Annotated in this window: 26 protein-coding genes and 1 pseudogene; 8 read left to right on the top strand and 19 right to left on the bottom strand. The window is 73.2% G+C overall.

Going from position 1 to position 21,514, the window contains the following annotated elements; all coding sequences use genetic code 11:
• Positions 1–81 precede the first annotated feature (81 nt).
• Complete coding sequence (locus tag ACFYX3_RS34710; protein WP_389022343.1) at positions 82–801, bottom strand: GntR family transcriptional regulator; 720 nt, start codon at positions 799–801, stop codon at positions 82–84.
• A gap of 166 nt (positions 802–967) precedes the next feature.
• Between ACFYX3_RS34710 and ACFYX3_RS34705 the strand changes: the two genes are divergently transcribed.
• Positions 968–2,002 (top strand): Gfo/Idh/MocA family oxidoreductase, encoded by a 1,035-nt coding sequence (locus ACFYX3_RS34705; RefSeq protein ID WP_389022260.1) that lies wholly within the window; start codon positions 968–970, stop codon positions 2,000–2,002.
• Here ACFYX3_RS34705 and ACFYX3_RS34700 read toward each other — a convergent pair.
• Genes ACFYX3_RS34700 through ACFYX3_RS34685 form a run of 4 tightly spaced genes read right to left on the bottom strand, consistent with a single transcriptional unit; the run spans position 1,991 to position 5,499 of the window.
• Positions 1,991–2,416, bottom strand: a complete 426-nt coding sequence (locus tag ACFYX3_RS34700; RefSeq protein WP_382651983.1) for a PaaI family thioesterase — start codon at positions 2,414–2,416, stop codon at positions 1,991–1,993. The genes ACFYX3_RS34705 and ACFYX3_RS34700 overlap by 12 nt on opposite strands.
• 4 nt (positions 2,417–2,420) lie before the next feature.
• Positions 2,421–3,599: a cytochrome P450 gene (locus ACFYX3_RS34695; RefSeq protein ID WP_389022256.1), complete on the bottom strand. Its 1,179-nt coding sequence runs from the start codon at positions 3,597–3,599 to the stop codon at positions 2,421–2,423.
• Between the two features lie 17 nt (positions 3,600–3,616).
• Positions 3,617–4,291 carry a response regulator gene (locus tag ACFYX3_RS34690; RefSeq protein ID WP_389022253.1) on the bottom strand — a complete coding sequence of 225 codons (675 nt, stop codon included), beginning with the start codon at positions 4,289–4,291 and terminating at the stop codon, positions 3,617–3,619.
• On the bottom strand, positions 4,288–5,499 hold the full coding sequence (locus ACFYX3_RS34685) for a sensor histidine kinase (RefSeq protein ID WP_389022250.1): 1,212 nt from the start codon (positions 5,497–5,499) through the stop codon (positions 4,288–4,290). The genes ACFYX3_RS34690 and ACFYX3_RS34685 overlap by 4 nt, the downstream gene beginning before the upstream one ends.
• A 146-nt stretch (positions 5,500–5,645) precedes the next feature.
• Between ACFYX3_RS34685 and ACFYX3_RS34680 the strand changes: the two genes are divergently transcribed.
• Positions 5,646–5,867: a hypothetical protein gene (locus ACFYX3_RS34680; RefSeq protein ID WP_389022247.1), complete on the top strand. Its 222-nt coding sequence runs from the start codon at positions 5,646–5,648 to the stop codon at positions 5,865–5,867.
• Positions 5,868–5,886: 19 nt separating this feature from the next.
• Here the strand turns inward: ACFYX3_RS34680 and ACFYX3_RS34675 are convergent, their stop codons facing one another.
• The 3 genes from ACFYX3_RS34675 to ACFYX3_RS34665 all read right to left on the bottom strand — a co-directional run bounded on the left by ACFYX3_RS34675 (position 5,887) and on the right by ACFYX3_RS34665 (position 7,916).
• The gene (locus ACFYX3_RS34675; RefSeq protein ID WP_376587795.1) at positions 5,887–6,246 is read right to left on the bottom strand and encodes a hypothetical protein; all 360 of its coding nucleotides are present in this window, start codon (positions 6,244–6,246) and stop codon (positions 5,887–5,889) included.
• Between the two features lie 11 nt (positions 6,247–6,257).
• Positions 6,258–7,193 (bottom strand): DMT family transporter, encoded by a 936-nt coding sequence (locus ACFYX3_RS34670; RefSeq protein ID WP_389022242.1) that lies wholly within the window; start codon positions 7,191–7,193, stop codon positions 6,258–6,260.
• 114 nt (positions 7,194–7,307) lie between these two features.
• The gene (locus ACFYX3_RS34665; RefSeq protein WP_376587800.1) at positions 7,308–7,916 is read right to left on the bottom strand and encodes a dihydrofolate reductase family protein; all 609 of its coding nucleotides are present in this window, start codon (positions 7,914–7,916) and stop codon (positions 7,308–7,310) included.
• Between the two features lie 167 nt (positions 7,917–8,083).
• On the opposite strand from ACFYX3_RS34665, the gene ACFYX3_RS34660 reads away from it, so the two are divergent.
• The gene (locus tag ACFYX3_RS34660) at positions 8,084–8,824 is read left to right on the top strand and encodes an SDR family NAD(P)-dependent oxidoreductase (protein ID WP_389022237.1); all 741 of its coding nucleotides are present in this window, start codon (positions 8,084–8,086) and stop codon (positions 8,822–8,824) included.
• Positions 8,825–9,067: 243 nt separating this feature from the next.
• On the opposite strand, the gene alc is transcribed toward ACFYX3_RS34660, so the two are convergent.
• The gene (alc, locus tag ACFYX3_RS34655; RefSeq protein ID WP_389022234.1) at positions 9,068–10,183 is read right to left on the bottom strand and encodes an allantoicase; all 1,116 of its coding nucleotides are present in this window, start codon (positions 10,181–10,183) and stop codon (positions 9,068–9,070) included.
• 1 nt (position 10,184) lies between these two features.
• Positions 10,185–11,519, bottom strand: coding sequence for an allantoinase AllB (allB, locus tag ACFYX3_RS34650; RefSeq protein ID WP_389022231.1), 1,335 nt, complete (start codon positions 11,517–11,519; stop codon positions 10,185–10,187).
• A gap of 336 nt (positions 11,520–11,855) precedes the next feature.
• On the opposite strand from allB, the gene ACFYX3_RS34645 reads away from it, so the two are divergent.
• Complete coding sequence (locus ACFYX3_RS34645; RefSeq protein WP_093873352.1) at positions 11,856–12,662, top strand: IclR family transcriptional regulator; 807 nt, start codon at positions 11,856–11,858, stop codon at positions 12,660–12,662.
• A gap of 7 nt (positions 12,663–12,669) precedes the next feature.
• Positions 12,670–13,263 carry a hypothetical protein gene (locus ACFYX3_RS34640; protein ID WP_382651957.1) on the top strand — a complete coding sequence of 198 codons (594 nt, stop codon included), beginning with the start codon at positions 12,670–12,672 and terminating at the stop codon, positions 13,261–13,263.
• Positions 13,264–13,272: 9 nt separating this feature from the next.
• On the opposite strand, the pseudogene ACFYX3_RS34635 reads toward ACFYX3_RS34640, so the two are convergent.
• Positions 13,273–13,497, bottom strand: a pseudogene (locus ACFYX3_RS34635) (response regulator transcription factor); the annotation flags it as partial.
• A gap of 105 nt (positions 13,498–13,602) precedes the next feature.
• Between ACFYX3_RS34635 and ACFYX3_RS34630 the strand changes: the two are divergent.
• Entirely contained in the window at positions 13,603–14,031 is a 429-nt protein-coding gene (locus ACFYX3_RS34630; protein WP_389022226.1) for a DUF6223 family protein, read from the top strand.
• Between the two features lie 10 nt (positions 14,032–14,041).
• Here the strand turns inward: ACFYX3_RS34630 and ACFYX3_RS34625 are convergent, their stop codons facing one another.
• Both ACFYX3_RS34625 and ACFYX3_RS34620 read right to left on the bottom strand, forming a co-directional pair.
• On the bottom strand, positions 14,042–14,722 hold the full coding sequence (locus ACFYX3_RS34625) for an ABC transporter ATP-binding protein (protein WP_376587816.1): 681 nt from the start codon (positions 14,720–14,722) through the stop codon (positions 14,042–14,044).
• A complete protein-coding gene (locus tag ACFYX3_RS34620) occupies positions 14,719–15,795 on the bottom strand; it encodes an ABC transporter permease (RefSeq protein WP_389022222.1) in 1,077 nt (358 codons plus the stop codon). Before ACFYX3_RS34620 ends, ACFYX3_RS34625 begins: the two co-directional genes overlap by 4 nt.
• Before the next feature lie 112 nt (positions 15,796–15,907).
• Between ACFYX3_RS34620 and ACFYX3_RS34615 the strand changes: the two genes are divergently transcribed.
• Together ACFYX3_RS34615 and ACFYX3_RS34610 are read left to right on the top strand one after the other, a co-directional pair.
• Positions 15,908–17,092, top strand: coding sequence for a histidine kinase (locus tag ACFYX3_RS34615; RefSeq protein WP_389022219.1), 1,185 nt, complete (start codon positions 15,908–15,910; stop codon positions 17,090–17,092).
• Positions 17,089–17,715 (top strand): response regulator, encoded by a 627-nt coding sequence (locus ACFYX3_RS34610; RefSeq protein ID WP_389022216.1) that lies wholly within the window; start codon positions 17,089–17,091, stop codon positions 17,713–17,715. Before ACFYX3_RS34615 ends, ACFYX3_RS34610 begins: the two co-directional genes overlap by 4 nt.
• Here the strand turns inward: ACFYX3_RS34610 and ACFYX3_RS34605 are convergent.
• From ACFYX3_RS34605 to ACFYX3_RS34580, 6 genes are all read right to left on the bottom strand, one after another.
• Positions 17,705–17,929: a hypothetical protein gene (locus ACFYX3_RS34605; protein ID WP_116158123.1), complete on the bottom strand. Its 225-nt coding sequence runs from the start codon at positions 17,927–17,929 to the stop codon at positions 17,705–17,707. The genes ACFYX3_RS34610 and ACFYX3_RS34605 overlap by 11 nt on opposite strands.
• Before the next feature lie 126 nt (positions 17,930–18,055).
• A complete protein-coding gene (locus tag ACFYX3_RS34600) occupies positions 18,056–18,451 on the bottom strand; it encodes an amphi-Trp domain-containing protein (protein WP_389022212.1) in 396 nt (131 codons plus the stop codon).
• A complete protein-coding gene (locus tag ACFYX3_RS34595) occupies positions 18,448–18,879 on the bottom strand; it encodes a hypothetical protein (protein WP_389022209.1) in 432 nt (143 codons plus the stop codon). Before ACFYX3_RS34595 ends, ACFYX3_RS34600 begins: the two co-directional genes overlap by 4 nt.
• Positions 18,880–18,907: 28 nt before the next feature.
• Positions 18,908–19,369, bottom strand: coding sequence for an SHOCT domain-containing protein (locus ACFYX3_RS34590; protein WP_389022206.1), 462 nt, complete (start codon positions 19,367–19,369; stop codon positions 18,908–18,910).
• A 58-nt stretch (positions 19,370–19,427) separates the two neighbouring features.
• A complete protein-coding gene (locus ACFYX3_RS34585) occupies positions 19,428–19,634 on the bottom strand; it encodes a hypothetical protein (protein WP_352027394.1) in 207 nt (68 codons plus the stop codon).
• 98 nt (positions 19,635–19,732) lie between these two features.
• Positions 19,733–21,382 carry an MFS transporter gene (locus ACFYX3_RS34580; RefSeq protein WP_389022202.1) on the bottom strand — a complete coding sequence of 550 codons (1,650 nt, stop codon included), beginning with the start codon at positions 21,380–21,382 and terminating at the stop codon, positions 19,733–19,735.
• Positions 21,383–21,514: the final 132 nt, after the last annotated feature.

Raw genomic sequence — 21,514 nt, 5'->3', positions numbered from 1 at the left:
TGCCCTCCTTTGTGTCCTTCTGCGTGCATTGCAGTATCGGTCATGCGGGTCCTGGCACTGGTCAGGGGCCCCCTCGAGTGGCTACGGACGGGCCATCAGCCGGAACTCGAAGGAGTAGCGGGTGGCCCGGTAGAGGTGGGAGCCGTACTCGACGGCCCGTCCCGTGTCGTCGAAGGTGACGCGCTCCATGGTCAGCAGCGGGGCGCCCTCCGGCTCGTCGAGGAGCGCGGCCTCGTCGGGGGTCGCGGCGCGGGCGCCGACGGCCTGGCGGGCGCTGTGCAGGGTGAGGGCGGCGGAGCGGAGCATGCGGTAGAGGCCGGTGGTCTCCAGGCGTCCGGTGTCGGGGTCGAGGAGCCCGGCGGGCAGGTGGTTGCAGAGGTACGCCATGGGCTCGCCGTGCGCGGTGCGGAGCCGCTCCAGGTAGTGGACCTCCGTGCCCTCGGGTACGCCGAGGGCGGCCGCGACCGGTCCCGCGGCGGGTTCGAGACGGTTGACCAGGACGCGGGTGGCGGGGCGCTGGCCGGCGGCGGCGAGGTCGTCGTAGAGGCTGCTGAGCTCCATCGGGCGGCGGACCCTGCTGGGCAGGACCTGGGTGCCGACGCCCCTGCGGCGGACCAGGAGGCCCTTGTCGACGAGGGTCTGGATGGCCTGGCGGACGGTGGGCCGGGAGAGGCCCAGGCGGGTGGCGAGGTCGATCTCGTTGCCGAGGAGGGTGCCCGGGGACAGCGTCCCGTTCTCCACGGCGCTCTCCAGCTGCTGGGCGAGCTGGAAGTAGAGCGGAACCGGACTCGTGCGGTCCACGGAGAGCGGGGGCAGGGGGGAGCCGGACTGCTTGGACACGCAGGGAGCGTAGCCCGGGGCGCCGAGGACAGGAAGGCGGTGCGGGACGCCGATGACGGGAGGTCGTGACGTCCGGATGTCCTGACAAATCCTTGACACCCGGGCGGCCCGGCTCCACGGTGGGGCCATGCGCATCGGACTGATCGGTACGGGACGGATCGGGAGTTTCCACGCGGGTGTGCTGGCCCGGCATCCGGAGGTCGAGTCGCTGGTCGTGGCGGACGCGGACCCGGTCCGGGCGGCCGGGGTGGCGGGGGCGCTCGGCGCGGAGGCGGCGCCGGACGTGGACGCGCTCCTCGGGCACGCCCTGGACGCCGTGGTGATCGCCTCGGCGACGGCCGCGCACGCGGAGCTGATCGCCCGCGCCGCCGGGGCGGGCCTGCCGGCCTTCTGCGAGAAGCCGATCGCCCTGGACGTGCCGGGGACCCTGCGCGCGCTCGACGCGGTGGCGGAGGCGGGCACGGTGCTCCAGCTGGGGTTCATGCGCCGCTTCGACGCGGGGTACCGGGCCGCGCGGGAGGCGGTGCGGTCGGGGCGGCTCGGCCGGCTGCACACCGTACGGGCGGTGACCTCCGACCCGGAGCCGCCGCCCGCCGCGTATCTGCCGCTCTCCGGCGGTCTCTTCCGGGACTGTCTCGTGCACGACTTCGACATCGTCCGCTGGGTGACCGGGCGGGAGGTCGTCGAGGTGTACGCGACGGGCTCGGACGCCGGCCCCGCGATGTTCCGGGAGGCGGGCGACGTGGACACCGCCGCGGCCGTGCTCACCCTGGACGACGGCACGCTGGCGACGGCGACCGCGACCCGGTGCAACGGCGCCGGGTACGACGTCCGCATGGAACTGGCGGGCGAGCGGGACCAGATCGTCGTGGGCCTCGACGACCGGACCCCGCTCGCCTCGGTGGAGCCGCAGGGCCCTCCCGCCCCGGGCAAGCCCTGGCCCGGCTTCCTGGAGCGCTTCGCCCCCGCGTACGAGGCGGAACTGGACGCCTTCGTACGGCTGGTGCGCGGCGAGGCGCCCAACCCCTGCGACGGCCGGGAGGCGCTGGCGGCCCTGCGGATCGCCGACGCGTGCGAGCGCTCGCGGCGGGAGCGGGCACCGGTCCGGGTCGCCGGGGTGGACGAGCCGGCCGGGGGCGGCGGGGCCGGTTCAGCCGGCTGACAGCACCGTGCCCTGGGCCACCGCGCACAGCGTCTCGGCGCCCTGCTCGTCGACGGTCGACAGGTCGCAGCGCACCACCGCCTGCCGCCGCCCGGCGTGGACCACCTCCGCCCGGGCCCGCAGCACGCCGCCCGTCGCGGGCCGGACGTACTGGATGGAGAACCCGGCCGTCAGCACGGCCGCGCCGAGCTCGGCGCCCGCGGCGAAGGTGATCGCGTTGTCGGCCGCGTACGAGACGACCCCGCCGTGCAGGAAGCCGTTCTGCTGTCTCAGGTCGTCGCGGTGGTCCAGCTCCAGGACCGCTCGGCCCGCGCCGAACTCGGTGAGGCGGGCGCCGACGAGCCGGCTGAAGGGCTGCGCGTCGAGGACCTTCCGGGCGAGGTCGAGGTCGAGGGCGGGGGTCTGATCGCTCAAGGGTTCACCACCGGACGGGGAGTCGACGGGTCCCGCGCATGAGCATGCCGGGCAGCCAGTCCAACGAAGCGGGTTCCTGGTCGAGTTCCAGCAGGGGGAAGCGGTCCAGGAGGGTCCGGAGGGCGATCCGGCCCTCCAGGCGGGCGAGCGGGGCGCCCAGGCAGTAGTGGATGCCGTGCCCGAAGGCGAGGTGGCCCCGGGTGTCGCGCCGGATGTCGAAGCGGTCGGGCTCGGGGAAGCGCGCCGGGTCCCGGTCGGACGCGCCGATCCCCACGATGACGCTCTGCCCCGCCGGGATCACGGTGTCGCCGATGGTGACGGGCTCCCGGGTGACGCGGAAGGTGGCGGTCTCCACCGGACCGTCGTACCGCAGGGACTCCTCGATCGTCCCGTCGAGGAGGTCCGGGTCCGCGCGCAGGGCGGCGAGCTGCTCGGGGTGGGTGAGCAGGTTGCGGACGGTGTTGGAGATCAGGTTGACGGTCGTCTCGTGGCCGGCGATGAGCAGCAGATAGGCCATGGCGCGGAGTTCGGGCCCGGAGAGCCGGTCGCCGTCCTCCGCGCGGGCGGCGATCAGGCCGGAGAGCAGGTCGTCTGCGGGGCCGGCGGCCCGCTTGTCCTCGATGAGTCCGTCGAGGTAGCCGCCGAAGCCCTCCAGGGCGTCGAGGATGCCCCGCTCTCCGGTGGGGGTGACGAGCTCGTTCGACCAGCCGCGGAAGGTGTCGCGGTCCTCGGCGGGGACGCCGAGGAGCTCGCAGATGACGGTGATCGGCAGCGGGAACGCGTAGGCGTCGACGAGGTCGGCGCGGCCGGCCGGTTCCATGGCGTCGGCGAGCTCGTGGGTGAGCCGCTCGATGCGGGGGCGCAGGCTCTCGACCCGGCGACCGGTGAACTCGGCCGTGACCAGGCGGCGCAGCCGGGTGTGGTCGGGGGCGTCCGCCGAGAGGAGGTGGACGCCGATGACGTCCTCCTCCGGCGGCCGTACGCCGATGACGGACGGGGACTTGGCGAGTCGCTGATCGGCGAGCGCCGCTCGCGCCTCGTCGTGGCCGACGATCAGCCAGAACTGGAAGCCGTCGGGCATCCGCACCTCGTGGACGGGACCTGCTTCACGGAGCTTCGCGTAGTAGGGGTACGGGTTCGCGGTGAAGTCCGCGCCGTACTCCCCCAGTTCGATGACGGACATCGGATCAGACTATCCGACTAGCCGCTCTCGCCCTCGTCGCCGAGGCCCGCGTCGTGGACGAGGAGCGCGATCTGGACACGGTTGTTGAGGCCGAGCTTGGCGAGGATCCGGGAGACGTGGGCCTTGACCGTGGGGACGCCCATGTACAGCTCGGCGGCGATCTCGGCGTTGGACCGGCCGCGCCCGACGGCGAGGGCCACCTCCCGTTCGCGGTCGGCGAGTTCGGCGAGCCGCCCGGCGGCCGTGGCGCGCCTCGGCTGCTGTTCGGGCCGCTCCACGACGTGGGCCATCAGCTGGCGGGTGACGGCCGGCGAGAGGGCGGGGTCGCCCGCGGCGACCCGGCGGACGGCGGCGACGATCTCGGCGGGCTTGGTGTCCTTGAGGACGAATCCGGCGGCGCCGGCCCGCAGGGCGCGCAGCACCTGCTCGTCGGCGTGGAAGGTGGTGAGGACGACGACCTCGGGGGCGCCGGGGAGGGCGCGGAGGCGCTCGGTGGCGGTGAGGCCGTCCACGTGGGGCATGCGGATGTCCATGAGGACGACGTCCGGGGCGTGCAGGGCGACGAGTTCGGGGACCTCACGGCCGTCGGCGCCCTCGCCGACGATCTCGAGGTCGTCGGCGCCGCCGAGCATGAGGGTGAGGCCCGCACGGACCAGGGGGTCGTCGTCGACGATGAGCAGCCGGATGGTCATGAGGGCCACGGTAGCCAGGCGTGCAGGGCGAATCCGCCGTCGGGGGCCGGGCCGTGCTCCATCCGGCCGCCGGCGAGGGCGGCGCGTTCGGTGAGGCCGATGAGGCCCTGGCCCGAGCCGGGGACGTGCGGGACCGGGCCCGTGGGGGCCGGGTTGCGGATGTCGACGGTGAGGCCCTCGCCGGGCCGGCCGCGGACGGTGACGGTGACCGTGGTGCCGGGGGCGTGCTTGCGGGCGTTGGTGAGGGCCTCCTGCGCGATGCGGTAGACGGTGCGGCCGGTGGCGGCGGGCACCGCGGCCGGGTCGTCGACGGTGGTGTCGAGGACGACGTCCGCGCCGGCCTCGCGGGACTCGTCGACCAGCGCGTCGAGGGTGGCGAGGGTGGGCTGGGGCCTGGCGCCGTCGCCGTTCTCGCCGGGGGCGCGCAGGACTCCGATGATCTCGCGGAGGTCCTGGAGGGCTTCGTGGGCGCTGTCGCGGATGACTCCGGCGGCGCGGGCGATCTGCTCGGGCGGGGCGTCCGGCCGGAACTCCAGGGCCCCGGCGTGGACGCTGAGCAGGGTGAGCCGGTGGGCGAGCACGTCGTGCATCTCGCGGGCGATGGCCTCCCGGGCGAGCCGCTGGGCCTGGGCGGCGCGCAGCTCGGCCTCGGACTCGGCGCGGCGGGCCCGTTCCCTGAGGGCTTCGAAGAGCTGGCGGCGGGCGCGGACGAGCATGCCCCAGGCGGTGACGAGGAGGACGAGGATGAAGCCGAGGGCGACGGAGAGGCCCGCGTTGGTGGTGGGGTCGGGGCGGACGAAGACCTGGACGACGGAGGTGGCGACGGCGAGCGCGCCGATCCAGGCGATCTCGCGGAACGGGCGGCGTACGGCGACGCTGAACAGGCTCGCGAGGAGGGCTCCGGCGGCGACCGGCGCCACGGCGTTGACCAGGGCGAGGGCGACGGCGAGCCCGACGGGCCACCGTCGGCGCAGCCAGAGGGCGCAGCAGGCGGCGGCGCCGGCGAGCTGGTCGAGGAGGGTGACGGTCGCGCTGGTGTACTCCGCGCTCGCGTCGGCGGCGAGGAGGCCGACGAACGCGGCGAGGAGGAAGAGCGTGGTGTCCACGACCCAGTCACGGGCGGTACGGCGGGGCCGGGGCGCTCCGCTCCCGCCCGGTTCGACCAGGTGGGAGGGGAGCAGCCGGTGCTGCCGGTCCGTACGCGTCATGTCCGTAAATGTACGCAGGTCAGGCGCGGTCCACCGGTCGTGCGGGCCGTCCTGCTACGGGAGTCGCGCAGGTCGATACTTTGGTATCGGCCGCCGTGGACGAACGGCGGACGCGGCCGCTCGGCCGTCCTCGCCATGATCGACTCATGAAGAGGTTTCTTGAGGGTCTCGGCGGACTGCTGCTCGTGGCCGGGGTCGCCGGAGTGATCCGCGAGCTGACGGACGGCTGGTTCCATTTCATGGGTCTGACCCGGTTCCTCACGGAGAACGTGTGGTTCCTGGAGGGCCGGGAGCTGTTCGCGAACATCGTCGTCGCGGTCCTCGGCCTCGTCCTCGCGATCGCGGGCGGCCGTACGGCCAAGGCCTGAACGGGCGACTTCCGGACGGTCAGGCGCTCGCCTCGTTGAGGCGGGTGACCTCGGCGAGGTGCTCGGCCATGCGGTGGGACACGGAGCCGCTGGTGTAGAGGACGCCGCCGATGACGGCCACGGGCACGGACGCGCCGAGCACGGCGAGGAGTTCGGGCCAGTCGCGCTCGTTGACGCAGCGGCTGTCGCTGTTGTGGAGGTTCTCGCTGGTGAACCGGGAGGTGCACTCTCTGCCGTACGTATCGGTCTCGTAGGGCGTGAAGAGGAGCACCGCGAGCCAGATCCACAGGAGCACGGCCACGGCGAGGAGACCGAGTCCCCATGCCCGGGTGCGGCGGGCCCGGGCGCGGAAGTCCATGTCGTACGGCAGTGAACGCATGGCGCAAGAACCTACCGGGCGTCCTCGTCCGCGGTGCGGCGGCCCCAGCTCGTGCCCGCGAGGACGAGTACGGCGCCGGCGAGGCCGAGGACGCCGGGGCGGTCGCCCGCGAGGGCGATGCCCGCGGCGGCGGCCCAGAGGGGCTCCGTGCCGAGGAGGAGGCTGACCCGGGAGGGCGAGGTGCGGCGGACGGCCCACATCTGCACGAAGAAGGCGAAGAGCGTGCAGAAGACGGAGAGGAAGAGGAGCCCGGCCCATTCGCGCGGGCCGAAGTCGAGGGCGACGGCCCGGGGTGAGGCGCCGGTGCCGGGGAAGGCGGCGATGACGGCGAACACGGCGACGGCGGAGCCGAGCTGGACGGTGGTGAGGGAGAGCGAGTCGGCCGACCGGACCGCCTTGATCCGGGACATGGCCAGGACGTGGACGGTACGGGCGAGGGCGGCGAGCAGCATGAGCAGATCGCCGGGGGAGGGGGCGGTGAAGCCTCCGCCCTGGGTCAGCAGGACGACACCGGCGACGGAGAGCGCGGCGGCGGCGAGGAAGGAGCGGGACGGCAGGGCCCGGGTGACGGCCGACTCGGCGAGCGGGGTGAAGATCATGGTGAGGCTGATGATCAGGCCCGCGTTGGTGGCGGAGGTGTGGACGACTCCGTACGTCTCCAGGAGGAAGATCCCGCTGAGGATCAGACCGAGGATCGCGGCGCCGCGCCACTGGGCCGCGCTGAGGGCCCGGAGCCTGCTCCACCCGGCGGCGACGAGGACGGGCAGCACCACCGCGAACCGCAGCACGAGGACCGCGATGACGGTGTGGCCGGTGGTGATGCCCTTGGCCGCGAGATAGCTGGCGCCCCAGACGACGGCGACGAGCAGGACGGGGAGGTCGGTGAGCCAGGCGCGGCGCGGCGCGCCGAGGGGTACGGGTGCGGCGATCGACGACGAAGCTGACATCGCGGGCCGGTTCTCCAACTCTTCGGGCGGGGTGGAGACTTCGACGGCTCGCACTCGGAGCGATCACCGTACCCGGACGGGCCCGTGGCGGCTACACCTTTCCTTCGGCCCTGATCAGAAGCTGCCGTACGTGGGGCGGCCGGCCAGTTCGTACGTGTGGAGAGTGACGCCCGTGCTGGTGGTGCGCGCGTCGGTGAGACGGAAGGCGGTGGGGCGGACCCCGTCGCTGAAGAGGCGGCGGCCGGTGCCGAGGACCACGGGGAAGACCTGCAGGTGAAGGGTGTCGATGAGGTCGTGGTCGAGGAGGGTCCGGGCGAGGCCGGCGCTGCCGTGCATCTGGATCTCGCCGTCGGTGCGCTCCTTGAGGGCGGTGACCTCCTTGACGATGTCGCCGCGGAGCAGGGTGGTGTTCTCCCAGTCGGCGGAGGTGAGGGTGGTCGTGGCGACGTACTTGGGGAGGGCGTTGAGCTTGGAGGCGACGGGGTCGGCGGGGTCGGTGTGCTTGGGCCAGTAGCCGGCGAAGATCTCGTACGTGCGTCGCCCGAGCAGGAAGGCGGTCGGCCGGGCGAAGATCTCGGTGACGCGCCGCCCGAAGTCCTCGTCGTCGTACGGCGCGGACCAGCCGCCGTGCTCGAAGCCGCCGCTGGGGTCCTCCTCCGGGCCTCCGGGGGCCTGGATGACGCCGTCGAGGGTGAGGAACTGGGTGAGGCTGAGGGTGGCCATGGTGGGTGCCCTTTCTGTTCTCCGGACCATCGTGTCCCACCCCTTCCGACTCCACCGCCCGGCGGAAGTCATCGGTGGGTCGGGGTCCGATTCCCGCCAGCGTCCGGGCGCCCCGCCGACTTTCATTGAACCCGCAACCAGTTGGCGTTACTCACGGAGGTTTCGGGATGTCCACGATGAACGGCACGGCGGTCCTGGTGACGGGTGGCAGCCGGGGGATCGGCGCGGCGACGGCGGTGCGGCTGGCCCAGGAGGGCGCCGACGTGGCCTTCACCTACGTCCAGGACGAGGCGCGGGCCGAGGAGGTCGCCGCGCGGATCGAGGCGGCCGGCCGCAAGGCGCTGCCGCTGCGGGCGGACGCGGCCGACGCCGGGGACGCGGCGGGCGCGGTGGAGTGGGCGGCGGACGCCCTCGGCCGCCTCGACGTCCTGGTGAACAACGTCGGCGCGGGCGTCCTCGGGCCGCTGGAGTCGCTCTCCCTCGCGGACGTGGACCGGGTCCTGGCGGTGAACGTCCGGGCGGCCTTCCTCGCCTCGCAGGCGGCGGCCGCGCGGCTGCCCGAGGGCGGCAGGATCGTCACGATCGGCACCTGCATGACCCAGCGGGTGCCGGGCCCCGGCGGGAGCCTCTACACGATGAGCAAGGCCGCGCTGATCGGCCTGACGAAGGCGCTCGCGCGGGAGCTGGGCGGGCGCGGCATCACGGCGAACATCGTCCACCCCGGTCCCGTCGACACCGACATGAACCCGGCGGACGGGCCGTACGCGGAGGGGCAGGCGGCCATGACGGCGCTCGGCCGCTTCGGCACCCCGGACGAGGTGGCGGCGATGGTCGCCTTCCTGGCGGGCCCGGGCGGTCGGTACGTGACGGGCGCCGAGTTCTCGGTGGACGGCGGGCACGCCGCGTAACGCCTCGTCCGAGGGACCTGGCGAGCGAGCCGAAGGGCGCCGCCGGGGAACGGTCCCGAGCGCGCGGAGCCTCCCGAGGAACGAGGGAGGCGAGCACGGTCGGGGCCGTGAGCCCGGCTCCAGGCGCCCGGAGGCGAGCCGAGCCCGGAAAAGGGGGCGCGAGGGCGCACCGGTGCTGTCGGGCCGGTGCGCCCTCGCGGGCCGGGCGGGGTGTCGTGCCCGCCCAGTCGGTGGAGGAGCCGGTCAGCCGCCGAGCTCCTGGTGGCGGGCGGTCAGCCGCGCCGTACCGGCGTCCGTGAGGGAGCCGAAGAGACGGAGGCGGGAGATGCCGCCGTCCGGGTAGATGTCGATGCGGACGCGGGCGCCGACGGCCGGGGTGTCGAGCACGAACCGGTGGTTGGTGTCGGGCTGGAGGCGGGTCCGGGGCAGGATCTCGGTCCATTCCTCCGAGCCCTCGGCGGCGACGGAGAGGGCGGCCCAGCCCGCGCTGTTGCCCTTGAGGTAGGCGGTGTCGATCTCGACGGCGCGGATCTCGGACTCGGCGACCAGGCCGTAGCGGATCCAGTCGTTGCCCTTGTCGCGGCGGCGGCGGGTCTCCCAGCCGTCGTCCATCTTGCGGGAGCGGCCCGGCTGGATGGTGTTGGTGGCCGGGGAGTAGAAGCGGTCCGAGGCGTCCTCGACCCGGCCGCCGTTCTCCAGGGCGGCGAGGTCGAAGGTGCCGAGGACGCCGAGCCACGCCGGGTCGGGGGCGACCTCGCCGTGGACGCGGAGGCGGGCGATGCCGCCGTCCGGGTGCTGGTTGACGCGCAGGTGCGTGAAGCGCTGCTCGACGTCGACGGCGAAGCCGTTGGCGGCGTGGCCGCCGACCGCGGTGCGCGGGACCAGTGTCGTCCACTTCACGTCGTCGGCGAGGAGCTCCTCGGGCGAGGGCGAGCCGGCCACGGAGGTGGCCTCGACGGAGACGGCCTGCGGGTAGTTGCCGCGGAAGTGGGCGGTGTCGACGACGATGCCGCGGACGACGCCGGGGGCGCCGAGGCGTACGAGGGCCCAGTCGTGGTCGTCCTCGGTGGGGTGCGGCTGCCGGGCCGAGACACCGCGGCGGCGACGGGTCTCCCAGCCGTCCATGATCTTGCCCTTGTGGCCGAAGTGCTCGGGGTCGAACTCGGCGGCCTCGGGCTTGAGGAGGTTCTCGCGCTCGGCGAAGAACTCGTCGTTGGCGGCGATGACCCCCGCGCCCAGACGCCGGTCCGCGAGGTCCGCGTACCGGGTGAAGGGGAAGTCGGCCGTCCGGTAGTCGGCGTACGGGTCGCCGCCGCCGTAGGGGCTGGCGTCACCGGTGAAGCTGGGTATGGACGACACGTCAGTTGTTCCTTTCGAGGAGGCGGCCGGAGGGCTCGGCGAGGGTGCCCCGGTCGGCGATCCGCTCTCCGCGCAGCCAGGTGGAGGTGACGACGCCGCTGAGGGTCCTGCCCGCGTAGGCGGTGATCCGGTTGCGGTGCTGGAGGTCGGCCGGGTCGACGGTGAAGGTGGCGTCGGGGGCGAGGACGGCGAAGTCGGCGTCGCGGCCGGCCTCGATGGCGCCCTTGCGGGTGAGTCCGGCGAGCCGCGCCGGGCCCTCGGACATCCAGCGGACGACGTCCTCCAGGGAGTGGCCGCGGCGGCGGGCCTCGGTCCAGATGGCGGGCAGGCCGAGCTGGAGGGAGGAGATGCCGCCCCAGGCGGAGGCGAAGTCCGGGGTCTTCAGGTCGGCGGTGGACGGCGAGTGGTCGGAGACGATGCAGTCGATCGTGCCGTCGGCGAGCCCCTGCCACAGGGCGTCCTGGTTCGAGGCCTCGCGGATGGGCGGGCAGCACTTGAACTCGGTGGCGCCGTCCGGGATCTCCTCGGCGGTGAGCGTGAGGAAGTGCGGGCAGGACTCGACGGTGATCTTCACGCCCTCGGCCTTGGCGGCGGCGATGGCCGGCAGCGCGTCCGAGGAGGAGAGGTGCAGGACGTGGACGCGGGCGTTGAGCCGGCGGGCCTGGTCGATCAGGTTCTCGATGGCCGTGTTCTCGGCGTCCCGGGGGCGGGAGGCGAGGAAGTCGGCGTACGCGCCGCCCGACCGCTGGGGCGCGGCGGCGAGGTGGTGCGGGTCCTCGGCGTGCACGATCATCAGGCCGTCGAAGCCGGAGATCTCGGCGAGCGAGTTCGCCAGCTGGTCCTGGTCGAGCTCGGGGAACTCCTCGACGCCGGAGGGCGAGAGGAAGCACTTGAAGCCGAAGACGCCGGCGTCGTGGAGGGGGCGCAGGTCCTTGACGTTGTCGGGCAGGGCGCCGCCCCAGAAGCCGACGTCGATGTGGGCCTTGCTGCGGGCGACCTCCTGCTTGACCCGGAGGTGCTCCACGGTGGTGGTCGGGGGCAGCGAGTTCAGCGGCATGTCGAGCAGGGTGGTGATGCCGCCGGCGGCGGCCGCGCGGGTGGCGGTCCAGAAGCCCTCCCACTCGGTGCGGCCGGGGTCGTTCACGTGCACGTGGGTGTCGACGAGTCCGGGCAGGACGACGTCGTCGCCGACGTCCTCGAGCCGGGCGCCGGCGGGCACCTCGGCGTCGTACGGCAGCACGGCCGCGATCGTCCCTCCGGAGACGGCGATCGACGCCGGGCGCGTCCCCTCGGGGGTGATGACGCGTGTCGAGCGCAGGACCAGGTTGACGTCCACCCGTACCCCTCTCTTCAAGTGACTCGCAGAAAACCGAGAAATTCAACGAACTGTTGAAAAGGAGTCTTCACTTCCGGGCGAGGGGCCGTCAAGGGCACACTTCCAGCATCGGCCGTCGGCGAACCCGACTTGGATGTTTCCACAAAGTGGAATCAGAATTCCGTACAGTAGAACGTAGCTCCGCACATGCGAGCCGGACCCGGATCACCCCGGGCCGTCACCGACACCGGACAAACACCCCCTGACCGGCGCTGACGCCGGTACCGGGACCGTGTGCCCCGGCCGGCGGCCCGGTAGGCTGCTGCCTTGCCCGCCTGCCCCGAAAGGACCGTTGACGTGCCGACGTCCAGCGCCAGCACCACCGACGCCGCCAAGCCCGCCGCGAGCGGGGGCGTCCAGTCCCTCGAGCGCGCCTTCGACCTCCTGGAGCGGATGGCCGACGCCGGGGGCGAGGTCGGGCTGAGCGAGCTCTCCGCCAGCAGCGGACTCCCGCTCCCCACCATCCACCGCCTCATGCGCACCCTCGTCGCCTGCGGCTACGTGCGCCAGCAGCCCAACCGCCGGTACGCCCTCGGCCCCCGGCTCATCCGGCTCGGCGAGTCCGCCTCCCGCCTTCTCGGCACCTGGGCCCGCCCCTACCTGGCGCGGCTCGTCGAGGAGACCGGCGAGACCGCGAACATGGCGCTGCTCGACGGCGACGAGATCGTGTACGTCGCGCAGGTGCCGTCCAAGCACTCGATGCGCATGTTCACCGAGGTCGGCCGCCGGGTCCTGCCGCACTCGACCGGCGTCGGCAAGGCGCTCCTCGCGCACACGCCGGCCGAGGAGGTCCGGGCGCTGCTCGCCCGCACCGGCATGCCCGCCGCGACCGAGAAGACCATCACCACGCCGGACGGCTTCCTCGACGCGCTCGTGGCGGTCCGTGAGACGGGCTACGCGGTCGACGACAACGAGCAGGAGATAGGGGTCCGCTGCCTCGCGGTCTCCGTCCCCGACTCCCCCACCGCCGCGGCCATCTCCATCTCGGGACCGGCGGGCCGGGTCACCGAGGCCGCCACCGAGAAGATCGTCCCGATCCTCCAGGAGGTCGCCCGCGAACTCTCGGCTGCCCTGGCGAACACCTCGGGCAACGGCCAGGGCTGACGCCGCCGTGGGGGCGGACATCGACGGGGTGATCGAGGTCCGCGGACCCGGTGGCCGCTGGGCGCTCGCGCACGATCTCCTGGCCTTCGGGCTCGGGCGCGAGCGGGACACCTGGGAGTGTCTCTTCGGCTTCGGCGGCGGCCTGGGTGTCGATCGGGCCCTGTTCGACCGTCGAGGCCGCCCCGACGACGCCTCGGAACCGGTCCCGGACGCGTACGACGAACTGCACCACAGCCACTCGTACGCCACCTGGGCCGAGGTCGCGGCCGTGGACTGGGACGGCCCCCTCTGCGACGGCGTCGACGGGAACCGCGTCGGCGTCTGGCGACCGGGCCCCGACGGCGCACTCGTCCTGGACGAGGTGCCCTGGACGCCGGTCGAGGTCCTCGACCGGGCGGAGGAGGTCTTCGGCGAGGACCTGATGCCCCCGGAGTGGCCCGCCGAGGTCCACTGGAGGGGCGCCGTCTACCGCCCGGTGACCTTCACCGCCCGCATGTTCGCCCCGCCGGACGGCAGCTGGGCCCCGGTGTGGGCGGCCATGCGCGGCCTCGCGGCCACCCACGGGGACGAGAACGTCCGCCTGGTCGTCCGGTTCGGCTGACGCCGTACGTCAGGACCCGGCCGTACGCGGTGACACCAGGCCCGACTCGTGGGCGAGGACGACCAGTTGGGCCCGGTCCCGGGCGCCGAGCTTGGTCATGGCCCGGTTGACGTGGGTCTTCGCGGTCAGCGGCGTGATCACCATGCTGCCGGCGATCTCGTCGTTGGGAAGGCCCCGGGCCACCGGCGTCACGGCCTCGCGTTCACGGTTGGTCAGGTCCTCCAGAGCGGCGGCAGCGCGAAGTGACCACGCCCGCCGGACGACGCGCGGCCGGCCCGGTGGCCATCCTCGGGTGGTCCCGTTCCCCGTACGGGGAACGCCGAGGAGAAGGAGCACCCCATGTCCGTCCGTACCGTGCTCGCCCTGACCGGAGCCGTCGTGATCGGCGGTCTCGCGTTCGCCGTGCCGGCGGCCGCGGACCCCGCCGTCCAGCCGGTCGCCACGGGCGTCCACACCCTGAGCTTCGGCCGCGTCGCGGCCGCGTCGGCCGCGCTGGTCGGCCTCCTCGGAGTGGTCGACGGCGGTCTGGCGCTCGCCCGTACGACCGGCCGGGGCCACGTCCGCACCTGGGCCCGCCGGCACGGGGCCGTCACGGCCCTCGTCGCCGGTCCGGTCGCCGTGGCCGTCGGCGCGGCGGTCGCCGCCACCGCGGACGGCGGCCTCGGCACCGGCAACGGCCTCGGCGGCGCGTACGTCGCCGTCCTCGTGGGCCTGGCCGCGGTCGCCCTCGGATGGCGGGCCCGCGCCCGGGCCCACCGGACGGGATGAGAAGCCGGCCTCAGGCCCGTACGGACTCCGTCAGGCGGCCGTCCTGGACCGTCACCGTGTGGTCCGTGCGGGCCAGGTGCGTGCGGTCGTGGGTGACCAGGACCGTCGCCGTCCCCCGCTCGGCCGTCAGCGTGGCCAGCAGGTCCATGACGGCCGCGCCCCGCTCGTGGTCGAGGGCGCTCGTCGGCTCGTCGACCAGGAGCACGGACGGCTCGTTCATCAGCGCCCGCGCGATGTTCACGCGCTGCCGCTGACCGCCCGACAGCTGGTGGGGCCGCCGGTGGGCCTGGTCCGCGAGGCCCACCGCGTCGAGGAGGTCCATCGCCCGGCCCCGTACCGCCTTGGGCGAACGCTTCGACAGATGGGCCATCACCTGGAGCTGCTCCACCGCGCTCAGCGAGGGCAGCAGGTTCGGCTGCTGGAAGACGATGCCGATGTGCTCCCGGCGCAGCTCCGCCTTGGCGGCGGCGGTCAGCGGCCCCGTGTCCGTACCGGCGACGACGACCCGCCCCGTGTCCGGGGTCACCAGGGTGGCGGCCACCGCGAGGAGGCTGGACTTGCCGGAGCCGGACGGTCCGACGACGGCCGTGAGCGTGCCGGCGGGGACGGTCAGGGAGACGGCGTCGAGGGCGGTGAGCCGGCCGTCGCCGTCGGGGTAGGTGAGGGTGACGGCGTCGAGGACGAGGCTCATCGGGCGCTCCCGAGGGCGGTGAGGGGGTCGACGGCGGTGATCCGCCGGATGGACAGGGCTGCGCCGAGGACACCGAGGACGACGATCACGGCGGCCGGGCCGAGGACGGTGAGCGGTTCGAGGACGAAGGGCACGTTCCCGCCGCTGACCAGGGCGCCGATGCCGACCGCGAGCGCGGTGCCGAGCAGGGTTCCGGCGGTGAGCATGAGCACGGCCTGCCCGAGGGCGTCCTTGAGGAGGTACGGGGTGGAGGCGCCGAGCGCCTTGAGGACGGCGACGTCACCGCTGCGCTGGATGGTCCAGACCGTGAAGAACGCTCCTATGACCAGCGCGGAGATGGCGAAGAGGAACCCGCGCATCAGCTGCAGCGAGCCGTTCTCGGACTGGTAGGACCCTATGGCGGTCAGGGCCCCGTCGAGGGTGCGGGCCTCGGTGCCGGCGGCCTTGTCGCCGGCCGCCCAGTCGACGTCGTCGCCGCTCAGCGCGATGACGGTGGCCTCGTCCTGCGAGGTGGTGCCGTTGTGGCCGACCTTCTGCCAGTCGTCGAGCGAGGTCCACACCACGGGGGTGTGGCTGTACGAGGCGTCGCCGGAGACCGCCGTGACCGTGACCTCCAGCGAGCCGAGGCGGACGGTGTCGCCGGCGCTCACGGCCAGCTCCTCCGCGGCCGACTCGGACAGGACGGCCTTCCCCGCGCCGACCTTCCCGGGAGCGAGACCCGCGTCCGGCTCCGTGCCGAAGGCGGAGACCGCGGCGGTGTGCTCCCCGGCGACGGCGTTGAGGGTACGGATGCCGAGCGGGTCGGCCTCCGTCACACCGGGCTGCTTCGCCCACCCGCTCCACTGCTTCTCCGTCACCGTCGAATTGGTGAAGGAGGCCGACTGCCCCGACGGCGGAGCCGCGAAGGCCAGCCGGTCGGCGGGCAGACCGGTGATCGCGGAGATGTTCTCTCGCGCGAGTCCGGCGGTCAGCCCGGACAGCAACCCCACGAGCAGCGTGATCAGCACGATCACGGTGCCCATGAGGGTGAAACGCCCCTTGGCGAATCTCAGGTCTCTCCATGCCACGAACATGCTGACCAGAGTGGTCCGCGGGGTGCCCCACCGGCATCGCGCCACGGATGGCTCCGTAATCAAACTTTCGGTTGAGTCCGGATTGTCTCCCGTTCCCTACGCTGGAGGAATCATGGATCCGCGCTCTCTGACCCCTGCCCTCCGCGCCCTGCGTCTCTGCCTGCACCTCCTCATGGCGGGCCTGCTCGTCCTGGCGGCGGTACGGGCGGACTCGGCCTCCGGGACGGTCGCGGCGGTGGTCATGGGCGCGGTGTACGCGGCCGGCTCGTACCTGCCGTCCGTCCGGAGCTCGCAGCGCGCCGCCGCCGTATGGCTGGGGGTCCTCGGAGCGTCCTGGCTCGGGCTGCTCTGGCTCACCCCGGAAGCGCTCTGGCTGGCCTTCCCCCTGTACTTCCTCCAGCTGCACCTGCTGCCCACCCGCTGGTCGCTGCCGGTCGTGGCCCTCACGGCGGGCGCGGCGATCCTCTCGTACGTGGGACACGGCGCCCCGATCAATCCGGGGGTCTTCATCGGGCCGCTGCTCGGCGCGGCGGTCGCGGTGGCGACGGTCCTCGGCTACCAGGCGCTGTACCGGGAGAGCGAGCGGCGCCGCCGGCTCATCGAGGAGCTCATCGAGACGCGGGCGGAGCTGGCGGCGGCCGAACGGCACGCGGGGACGCTCGCCGAGCGGGAGCGGCTCGCGCGGGAGATCCACGACACGCTCGCGCAGGGACTGTCCTCGATCCAGCTGCTGCTGCGGGCGGCCGAGCGGCTCCTCCCGCCGGACTCCCCCGCCGCGGGCCACATCGGCCGGGCCCGCGAGGCCGCGCAGGACAACCTGGCGGAGGCGCGGCGCTTCGTCCGGGCGCTGTCGCCGCCGGACCTGGAGCACGGCTCGCTGGCCGCGGCCCTCGAGCGGCTGTGCGAGCCGGTCGAGGCCGGTCCGTACGGGCCGGGGAACGGGCCCCGGGTCCGCTTCTCGGTGAGCGGCACGCCGGCGGAGCTGCCGACGCCATACGAGGTGGCGCTGCTGCGGATCGCGCAGTCGGCGCTCGCGAACACCGTGCGGCACGCCTCGGCGTCCCGTGCCGAGATCACCTTGTCGTTCATGGACGCGTCGGTGACCCTGGACGTGGTCGACGACGGCCGGGGCTTCGACCCCGCGTCCGTACGCCCCTCGTCGGACGGCGGTTTCGGCCTTCCGGCGATGCGCTCGCGGGCCGAGTCGCTCGGCGGCTCGTTCGCCGTCGAGTCGGCGCCCGGCCAGGGCACCGCCGTCGCCGTCTCCCTCCCCCTCCCCGCTGGAGCCTCCGCATGACCATCCGACTCCTCCTCGCCGACGACCACCCGGTGGTACGGGCGGGCCTGCGCGCGGTCCTCGACACCGAGCCGGACTTCGCGGTGGTCGCCGAGGCGGCCACCGCCGAGCGCGCGGTGGAGCTGGCCGCCGCCGGGGGCGTGGACGTGGTCCTGATGGACCTGCAGTTCGGCCCCGGGATGCACGGCTCGGAGGCGACGGCGGCGATCACGGCGGCGCCGGGCGGGCCGAAGGTGCTGGTCCTGACGACGTACGACACGGACGCGGACATCCTGGCGGCGGTGGAGGCGGGAGCCTCCGGCTACCTCCTGAAGGACGCGCCGCCGGAGGAGCTGGCGGCGGCGGTCCGGACGGCGGCCGCCGGGCAGTCGGCGCTCGCGCCGGCGGTCGCGCACCGGCTGATGGACCGGATGCGGACGCCGGCGGAGGCGCTGACGAAACGCGAGCTGGAGGTGCTCCAGCTGGTGGGCGAGGGCCTGTCGAACCAGCAGATCAGCAAGGCGCTGTTCCTGAGCCAGGCGACGGTCAAGTCCCACCTCGTCCACATCTTCGCGAAGCTGGGCGTGGACTCGCGCACGGCGGCGGTGGCGACGGCGACGGCCCGCCGGCTGATCAGGCGGTGAGGCCGTCCGGTCGGCCCTGGGCCGACGAGGAGGCCTTGGCGCTCATCAGGTCCTGGAAGGACCGCATGCAGGACAGGCAGTGCCGGTCCGTCTGCACGCCGTCCGTGCCGCGGTCGACTGGCTGACCGCAGAGGCTGCTGCCCGCCTCCTTGGCGATCACGTGCCAGACCAGAAGTCCGCTGGAGTCGTCGGGCGCGATGTGCATCTCGTACATGGCAGTTTCCGTTTCTCCGGGGTCCGGGTGTCCCGGTTCCACCCAACTCCCGCCGGGCCGCACCGGCACGGCGGCCAGGTCATGCGGGTGAAACAGGAGCACTCGGACCCCCGAGAGCCCCCCGGCTCATGTGCGCTTCGCGGCGGTGCGCACGGTCTTGGCGGCCTTCTTCGGCTCAGGCTTGGCCGTCGCCTTGACCACGGGCTTCTTCGGCTCCGGCTTGGCCTCGGGCTTCTTCGCCTCCGGCTCGGCCTCGGCCTCCGGCTTCTTCGGCTCCTTCGGCTTCGCCTTGCCCCCGCCCACCGGCCACTTCAGCTCGATCTCCAGCTCGATCTCGCCGTCGCCGACCTCGAACTCCACCTCGGTGCGGAGTTCGTCGGGGATCTTCAGGCTCAGCACCCCGAGCCCCATGGGGAGGTCGGCCTCGCCGCCCTCCCTGAGTGCTGCGGCCAGCGCCTCCAGCTGCGCCGCGGCCTCGGTACGGGACATCGCGCTCTTCTGCTCGAACTTCAGATCGCTCACGACTGCCTCCCTACGCCCGTGTCCTCGCCCCGGTCGACGCACAGGGCCCAGATGATGAAGCCGGACATCGCGATCATGATGACGGACCACCACGGGTAGTACGGCAGCGACAGGAAGTTCGCGATGATCACGAGCGCGGCGATGGCGATGCCGGAGTACCGCGCCCAGGACGCCGCCGTGAAGAGCCCGAAGCTGACGAGCGCGGCGACGATGCCCAGACCGAGATGGACCCAGCCCCACCCGGTGAGGTCGAACTGGAAGACGTAGTTCGGCGTGGTGACGAAGACGTCGTCCTCGGCGATGGCCATGATGCCGCGGAAGACGGCGAGCAGTCCCGCGATGCCGAGCATGACGGCGGCGAAGACCCTCAGACCCCCGGCCCAGGCGTATTTCGCCGATGACGCGTGAGGGGTGTGCGTGGCGCTCATCCCGGTCTCTCCTCTCCTCGCGCCCGTCTCACTGAGGGGCGGTGGTGGTGTCGGCGGGCGCGGACGGTCGGTCGTCGTTCAGGACGAGGTTCTTGGCCCGGAGGAACTCCTCCTCGCTGATGTCGCCCTTGGCGCGGAGCTCGGCGAGCCGGCTGAGTTCCTCGGCCCGGCTGGGACGGCTGTCACCGGCGGCGGTCTCGCGGACGTAGGCGTCGAAGGCCTGCTGCTTCTCGCGGGCGTGCGCGATCTCCCTGCCGCCCATGCTCTTGCCGCGGGCGATCACGTACACGAGGACGCCGAGGAACGGCAGCAGGATGACGAAGGCGAGCCAGCCGCCCTTGCCCCAGCCGCTCATGGAGTCGTCGCGGAAGATGTCGGCGATGATCCGGAACAGCAGGATGAACCAGAGGATCCACAGGAAGATCCAGAGCATGGTCCAGAACATGCTCAGCAGCGGGTAGTCGTAGGCGAGGTACGTCGGTGTGTCCATGTCCGTGCTCCGTTTCCGGGTCCTTCTCCCGTCGGGCTCCCGCCGGGACCCGCCTCGGTCATTCCGGCAGCCGCCGCAGTTCCACCACGTGCAGTCCGAGCGACTGGAGGCGGGCGAGCAGGCCGTAGAGGTGGGCCTCGTCCAGGAGGGGGCCGTACAGCAGCGTCTGGCCGGAGACCATCACGTGCTCCAGCTCGGGGAACGATCCGATCAGCGTCTCCGACATGAGCCCGTCGACGCGGATCTCGCACTGCTCGTGCTGCATGACGTGCCCCTCCCGGAAGCGGCTGTCACCGGGCCGGTCGGCCCTTGCTTCCAGAGTCCGCCTCCGCGTCCCCGCCGGCCTCACCCTGCACGGGTGATTCACGGGCGGGGCTCCGTCGGCTCCGGCGTCTCCGGCGGGGTGGGGCCGGCCGCGGCCCGGTCCCGGCCCGCGCCCCCGGTCTCGCCGGCGCCGGGCAGCCCTCGTGTCACCAGCAGGCTCAGCAGGGTGATGCCCCCGGTCGCGAGGATGGCCGCCTTGAGGCCGTCGAGCTGGGCCGAGGCGTAGGACTCGGTGACGGCGTCCACCTCGTGCGGCGGAAGCCCGGCGCTCTCCGCCGCCGAGCGGACCTGGTCGGTCGGGACGAAGTTGATCCCGGCCTCCAGGGCGACGCTGGTCTGCGCGCGCGCCTCCTCCGAGAGCCTCGGGTCGTTCTCCACTTCGGTGGTGAAGGCCTGGGCCAGGGCTCCGATCAGCAGGGATCCGATGAGGGCGGTTCCCAGCGCGGACCCGAGGTTCTGCGCGGTGAACTGCAGACCGCCGACCTCGCTGCGCTCCCGCTCCCCCACGCTGGACTGGACGACGTTGCCGAGCTGCGAGGCGAGCAGGCCCATGCCGAGGCCGAGGAGCGCCATGGCCGAGAAGAACTGGGCGTCGTCGATGACGGGGTCGATGGTGCCGAGGAGCCAGACGATGGCGGCGAGGAGCAGCCCGAGGCCGATCCGTACGATCCACCTCGGGCCCAGCCTGCGCCCGAGTTTCGCCGCGCCCAGGGAGGCCGCGAGCATGGTGACGGAGACCGGCAGCAGCCGCAGTCCCGTCTCGAAGGCGTCGAGCCCCTGCACCACCTGCAGGTAGAGCGGGATGGTGAAGAACAGCCCCAGCAGGATGAGGTTCTGGCTCAGCAGGGTCATCAGCCCCGAGCGCAGGGCGGGTCTGTTGAAGAGGGCCAGATGGACCAGGGGGTCGGCGCCCTGGGCCTCCCGCCGCTCCTCCCAGACCCGGAAGAGGAACAGGATCACCACGCCGGCCCCGATCACGAACAGGGTGGGGGCGAAGCCGAAGACGGTGAAGGGCGGGTTGCGCGGCTCCACCCATCCCCAGGTGCCGCTCTGCAGCACGCCGAGCACGCCGAGCCCCAGACCGGCCGCCGACAGCACGGCGCCGACGACGTCCAGGCCGGGACGACGGCTGGGCAGGGGCGTTTCGGGAATCGCCCGCCGCAGGAGCAGTACGGCAAGCACCACGACGACCTCGCCCGCGAAGACCAGGCGCCAGGTGAGGTACGTCGTCACCCAGCCGCCGAGCAGCGGACCGACCGCGATGCCGGCGCCGGCCAGGCCGCCGACGACGCCGTACGCGACGGAACGGTCGCGGCCCCGGTAGGACTCGGCGACGAGGGCCGCCATGGACGGGAGCACCAGGGCGGCGCCGAGCCCCTCGATGATCGACCAGCCCAGGGCCAGCACCCAGAGGGTGGGCGCGACGGCGGTCAGGCCCGAGCCGACTCCGTAGACCGTCATGCCGATCAGGAAGACGCGGCGTCGGCCCAGGATGTCCCCGAACCTGCCGCCGATGATCATGAAGGCGGCCATGACGAGGGCGTACAGGGTGATGACGGCCTGGATGGCGGTCACCTCGGTGTCGAAGTCCTCGACCAGCTGGCTGATGGAGACGTTCATGACGGACGTGTCCAGGACCATCAGGAACTGGGCCGTCCCGAGCACGATCAGAGCGCGCCATTTCTTCACGTTCGCCACCTCGCCGGGCCTGGCCGCCGATGTCCGGCGGCAGCGGAGGGAGTGAGCCCACACTCGTCGCCATCACATCCCGGACGGCCGCCGGCCGCCTCACCCGCCGCGGGTGAGAGGGGGCGGTGGGCG

This window comes from Streptomyces sp. NPDC002463 (assembly GCF_042889835.1).
In the GTDB taxonomy this organism is placed as follows: domain Bacteria; phylum Actinomycetota; class Actinomycetes; order Streptomycetales; family Streptomycetaceae; genus Streptomyces; species Streptomyces nymphaeiformis.
Note: the sequence above shows the minus strand (reverse complement) of the source record. Positions and strands in the feature narration are given on the sequence as shown.

Bases quoted from the DNA above. Each gene is read 5' to 3' on its own strand.
- ACFYX3_RS34705 (WP_389022260.1), top strand. From the start codon at position 968: ATGCGCATCGGACTGATCGGTACGGGACGGATCGGGAGTTTCCACGCG.
- ACFYX3_RS34695 (WP_389022256.1), bottom strand. From the start codon at position 3,599: ATGTCCGTCATCGAACTGGGGGAGTACGGCGCGGACTTCACCGCGAAC.
- ACFYX3_RS34690 (WP_389022253.1), bottom strand. From the start codon at position 4,291: ATGACCATCCGGCTGCTCATCGTCGACGACGACCCCCTGGTCCGTGCG.
- ACFYX3_RS34685 (WP_389022250.1), bottom strand. From the start codon at position 5,499: ATGACGCGTACGGACCGGCAGCACCGGCTGCTCCCCTCCCACCTGGTC.
- ACFYX3_RS34680 (WP_389022247.1), top strand. From the start codon at position 5,646: ATGAAGAGGTTTCTTGAGGGTCTCGGCGGACTGCTGCTCGTGGCCGGG.
- ACFYX3_RS34675 (WP_376587795.1), bottom strand. From the start codon at position 6,246: ATGCGTTCACTGCCGTACGACATGGACTTCCGCGCCCGGGCCCGCCGC.
- ACFYX3_RS34670 (WP_389022242.1), bottom strand. From the start codon at position 7,193: ATGTCAGCTTCGTCGTCGATCGCCGCACCCGTACCCCTCGGCGCGCCG.
- ACFYX3_RS34665 (WP_376587800.1), bottom strand. From the start codon at position 7,916: ATGGCCACCCTCAGCCTCACCCAGTTCCTCACCCTCGACGGCGTCATC.
- ACFYX3_RS34660 (WP_389022237.1), top strand. From the start codon at position 8,084: ATGTCCACGATGAACGGCACGGCGGTCCTGGTGACGGGTGGCAGCCGG.
- ACFYX3_RS34630 (WP_389022226.1), top strand. From the start codon at position 13,603: ATGTCCGTCCGTACCGTGCTCGCCCTGACCGGAGCCGTCGTGATCGGC.
- ACFYX3_RS34625 (WP_376587816.1), bottom strand. From the start codon at position 14,722: ATGAGCCTCGTCCTCGACGCCGTCACCCTCACCTACCCCGACGGCGAC.
- ACFYX3_RS34620 (WP_389022222.1), bottom strand. From the start codon at position 15,795: ATGTTCGTGGCATGGAGAGACCTGAGATTCGCCAAGGGGCGTTTCACC.
- ACFYX3_RS34615 (WP_389022219.1), top strand. From the start codon at position 15,908: ATGGATCCGCGCTCTCTGACCCCTGCCCTCCGCGCCCTGCGTCTCTGC.
- ACFYX3_RS34610 (WP_389022216.1), top strand. From the start codon at position 17,089: ATGACCATCCGACTCCTCCTCGCCGACGACCACCCGGTGGTACGGGCG.
- ACFYX3_RS34605 (WP_116158123.1), bottom strand. From the start codon at position 17,929: ATGTACGAGATGCACATCGCGCCCGACGACTCCAGCGGACTTCTGGTC.
- ACFYX3_RS34595 (WP_389022209.1), bottom strand. From the start codon at position 18,879: ATGAGCGCCACGCACACCCCTCACGCGTCATCGGCGAAATACGCCTGG.
- ACFYX3_RS34590 (WP_389022206.1), bottom strand. From the start codon at position 19,369: ATGGACACACCGACGTACCTCGCCTACGACTACCCGCTGCTGAGCATG.
- ACFYX3_RS34585 (WP_352027394.1), bottom strand. From the start codon at position 19,634: ATGCAGCACGAGCAGTGCGAGATCCGCGTCGACGGGCTCATGTCGGAG.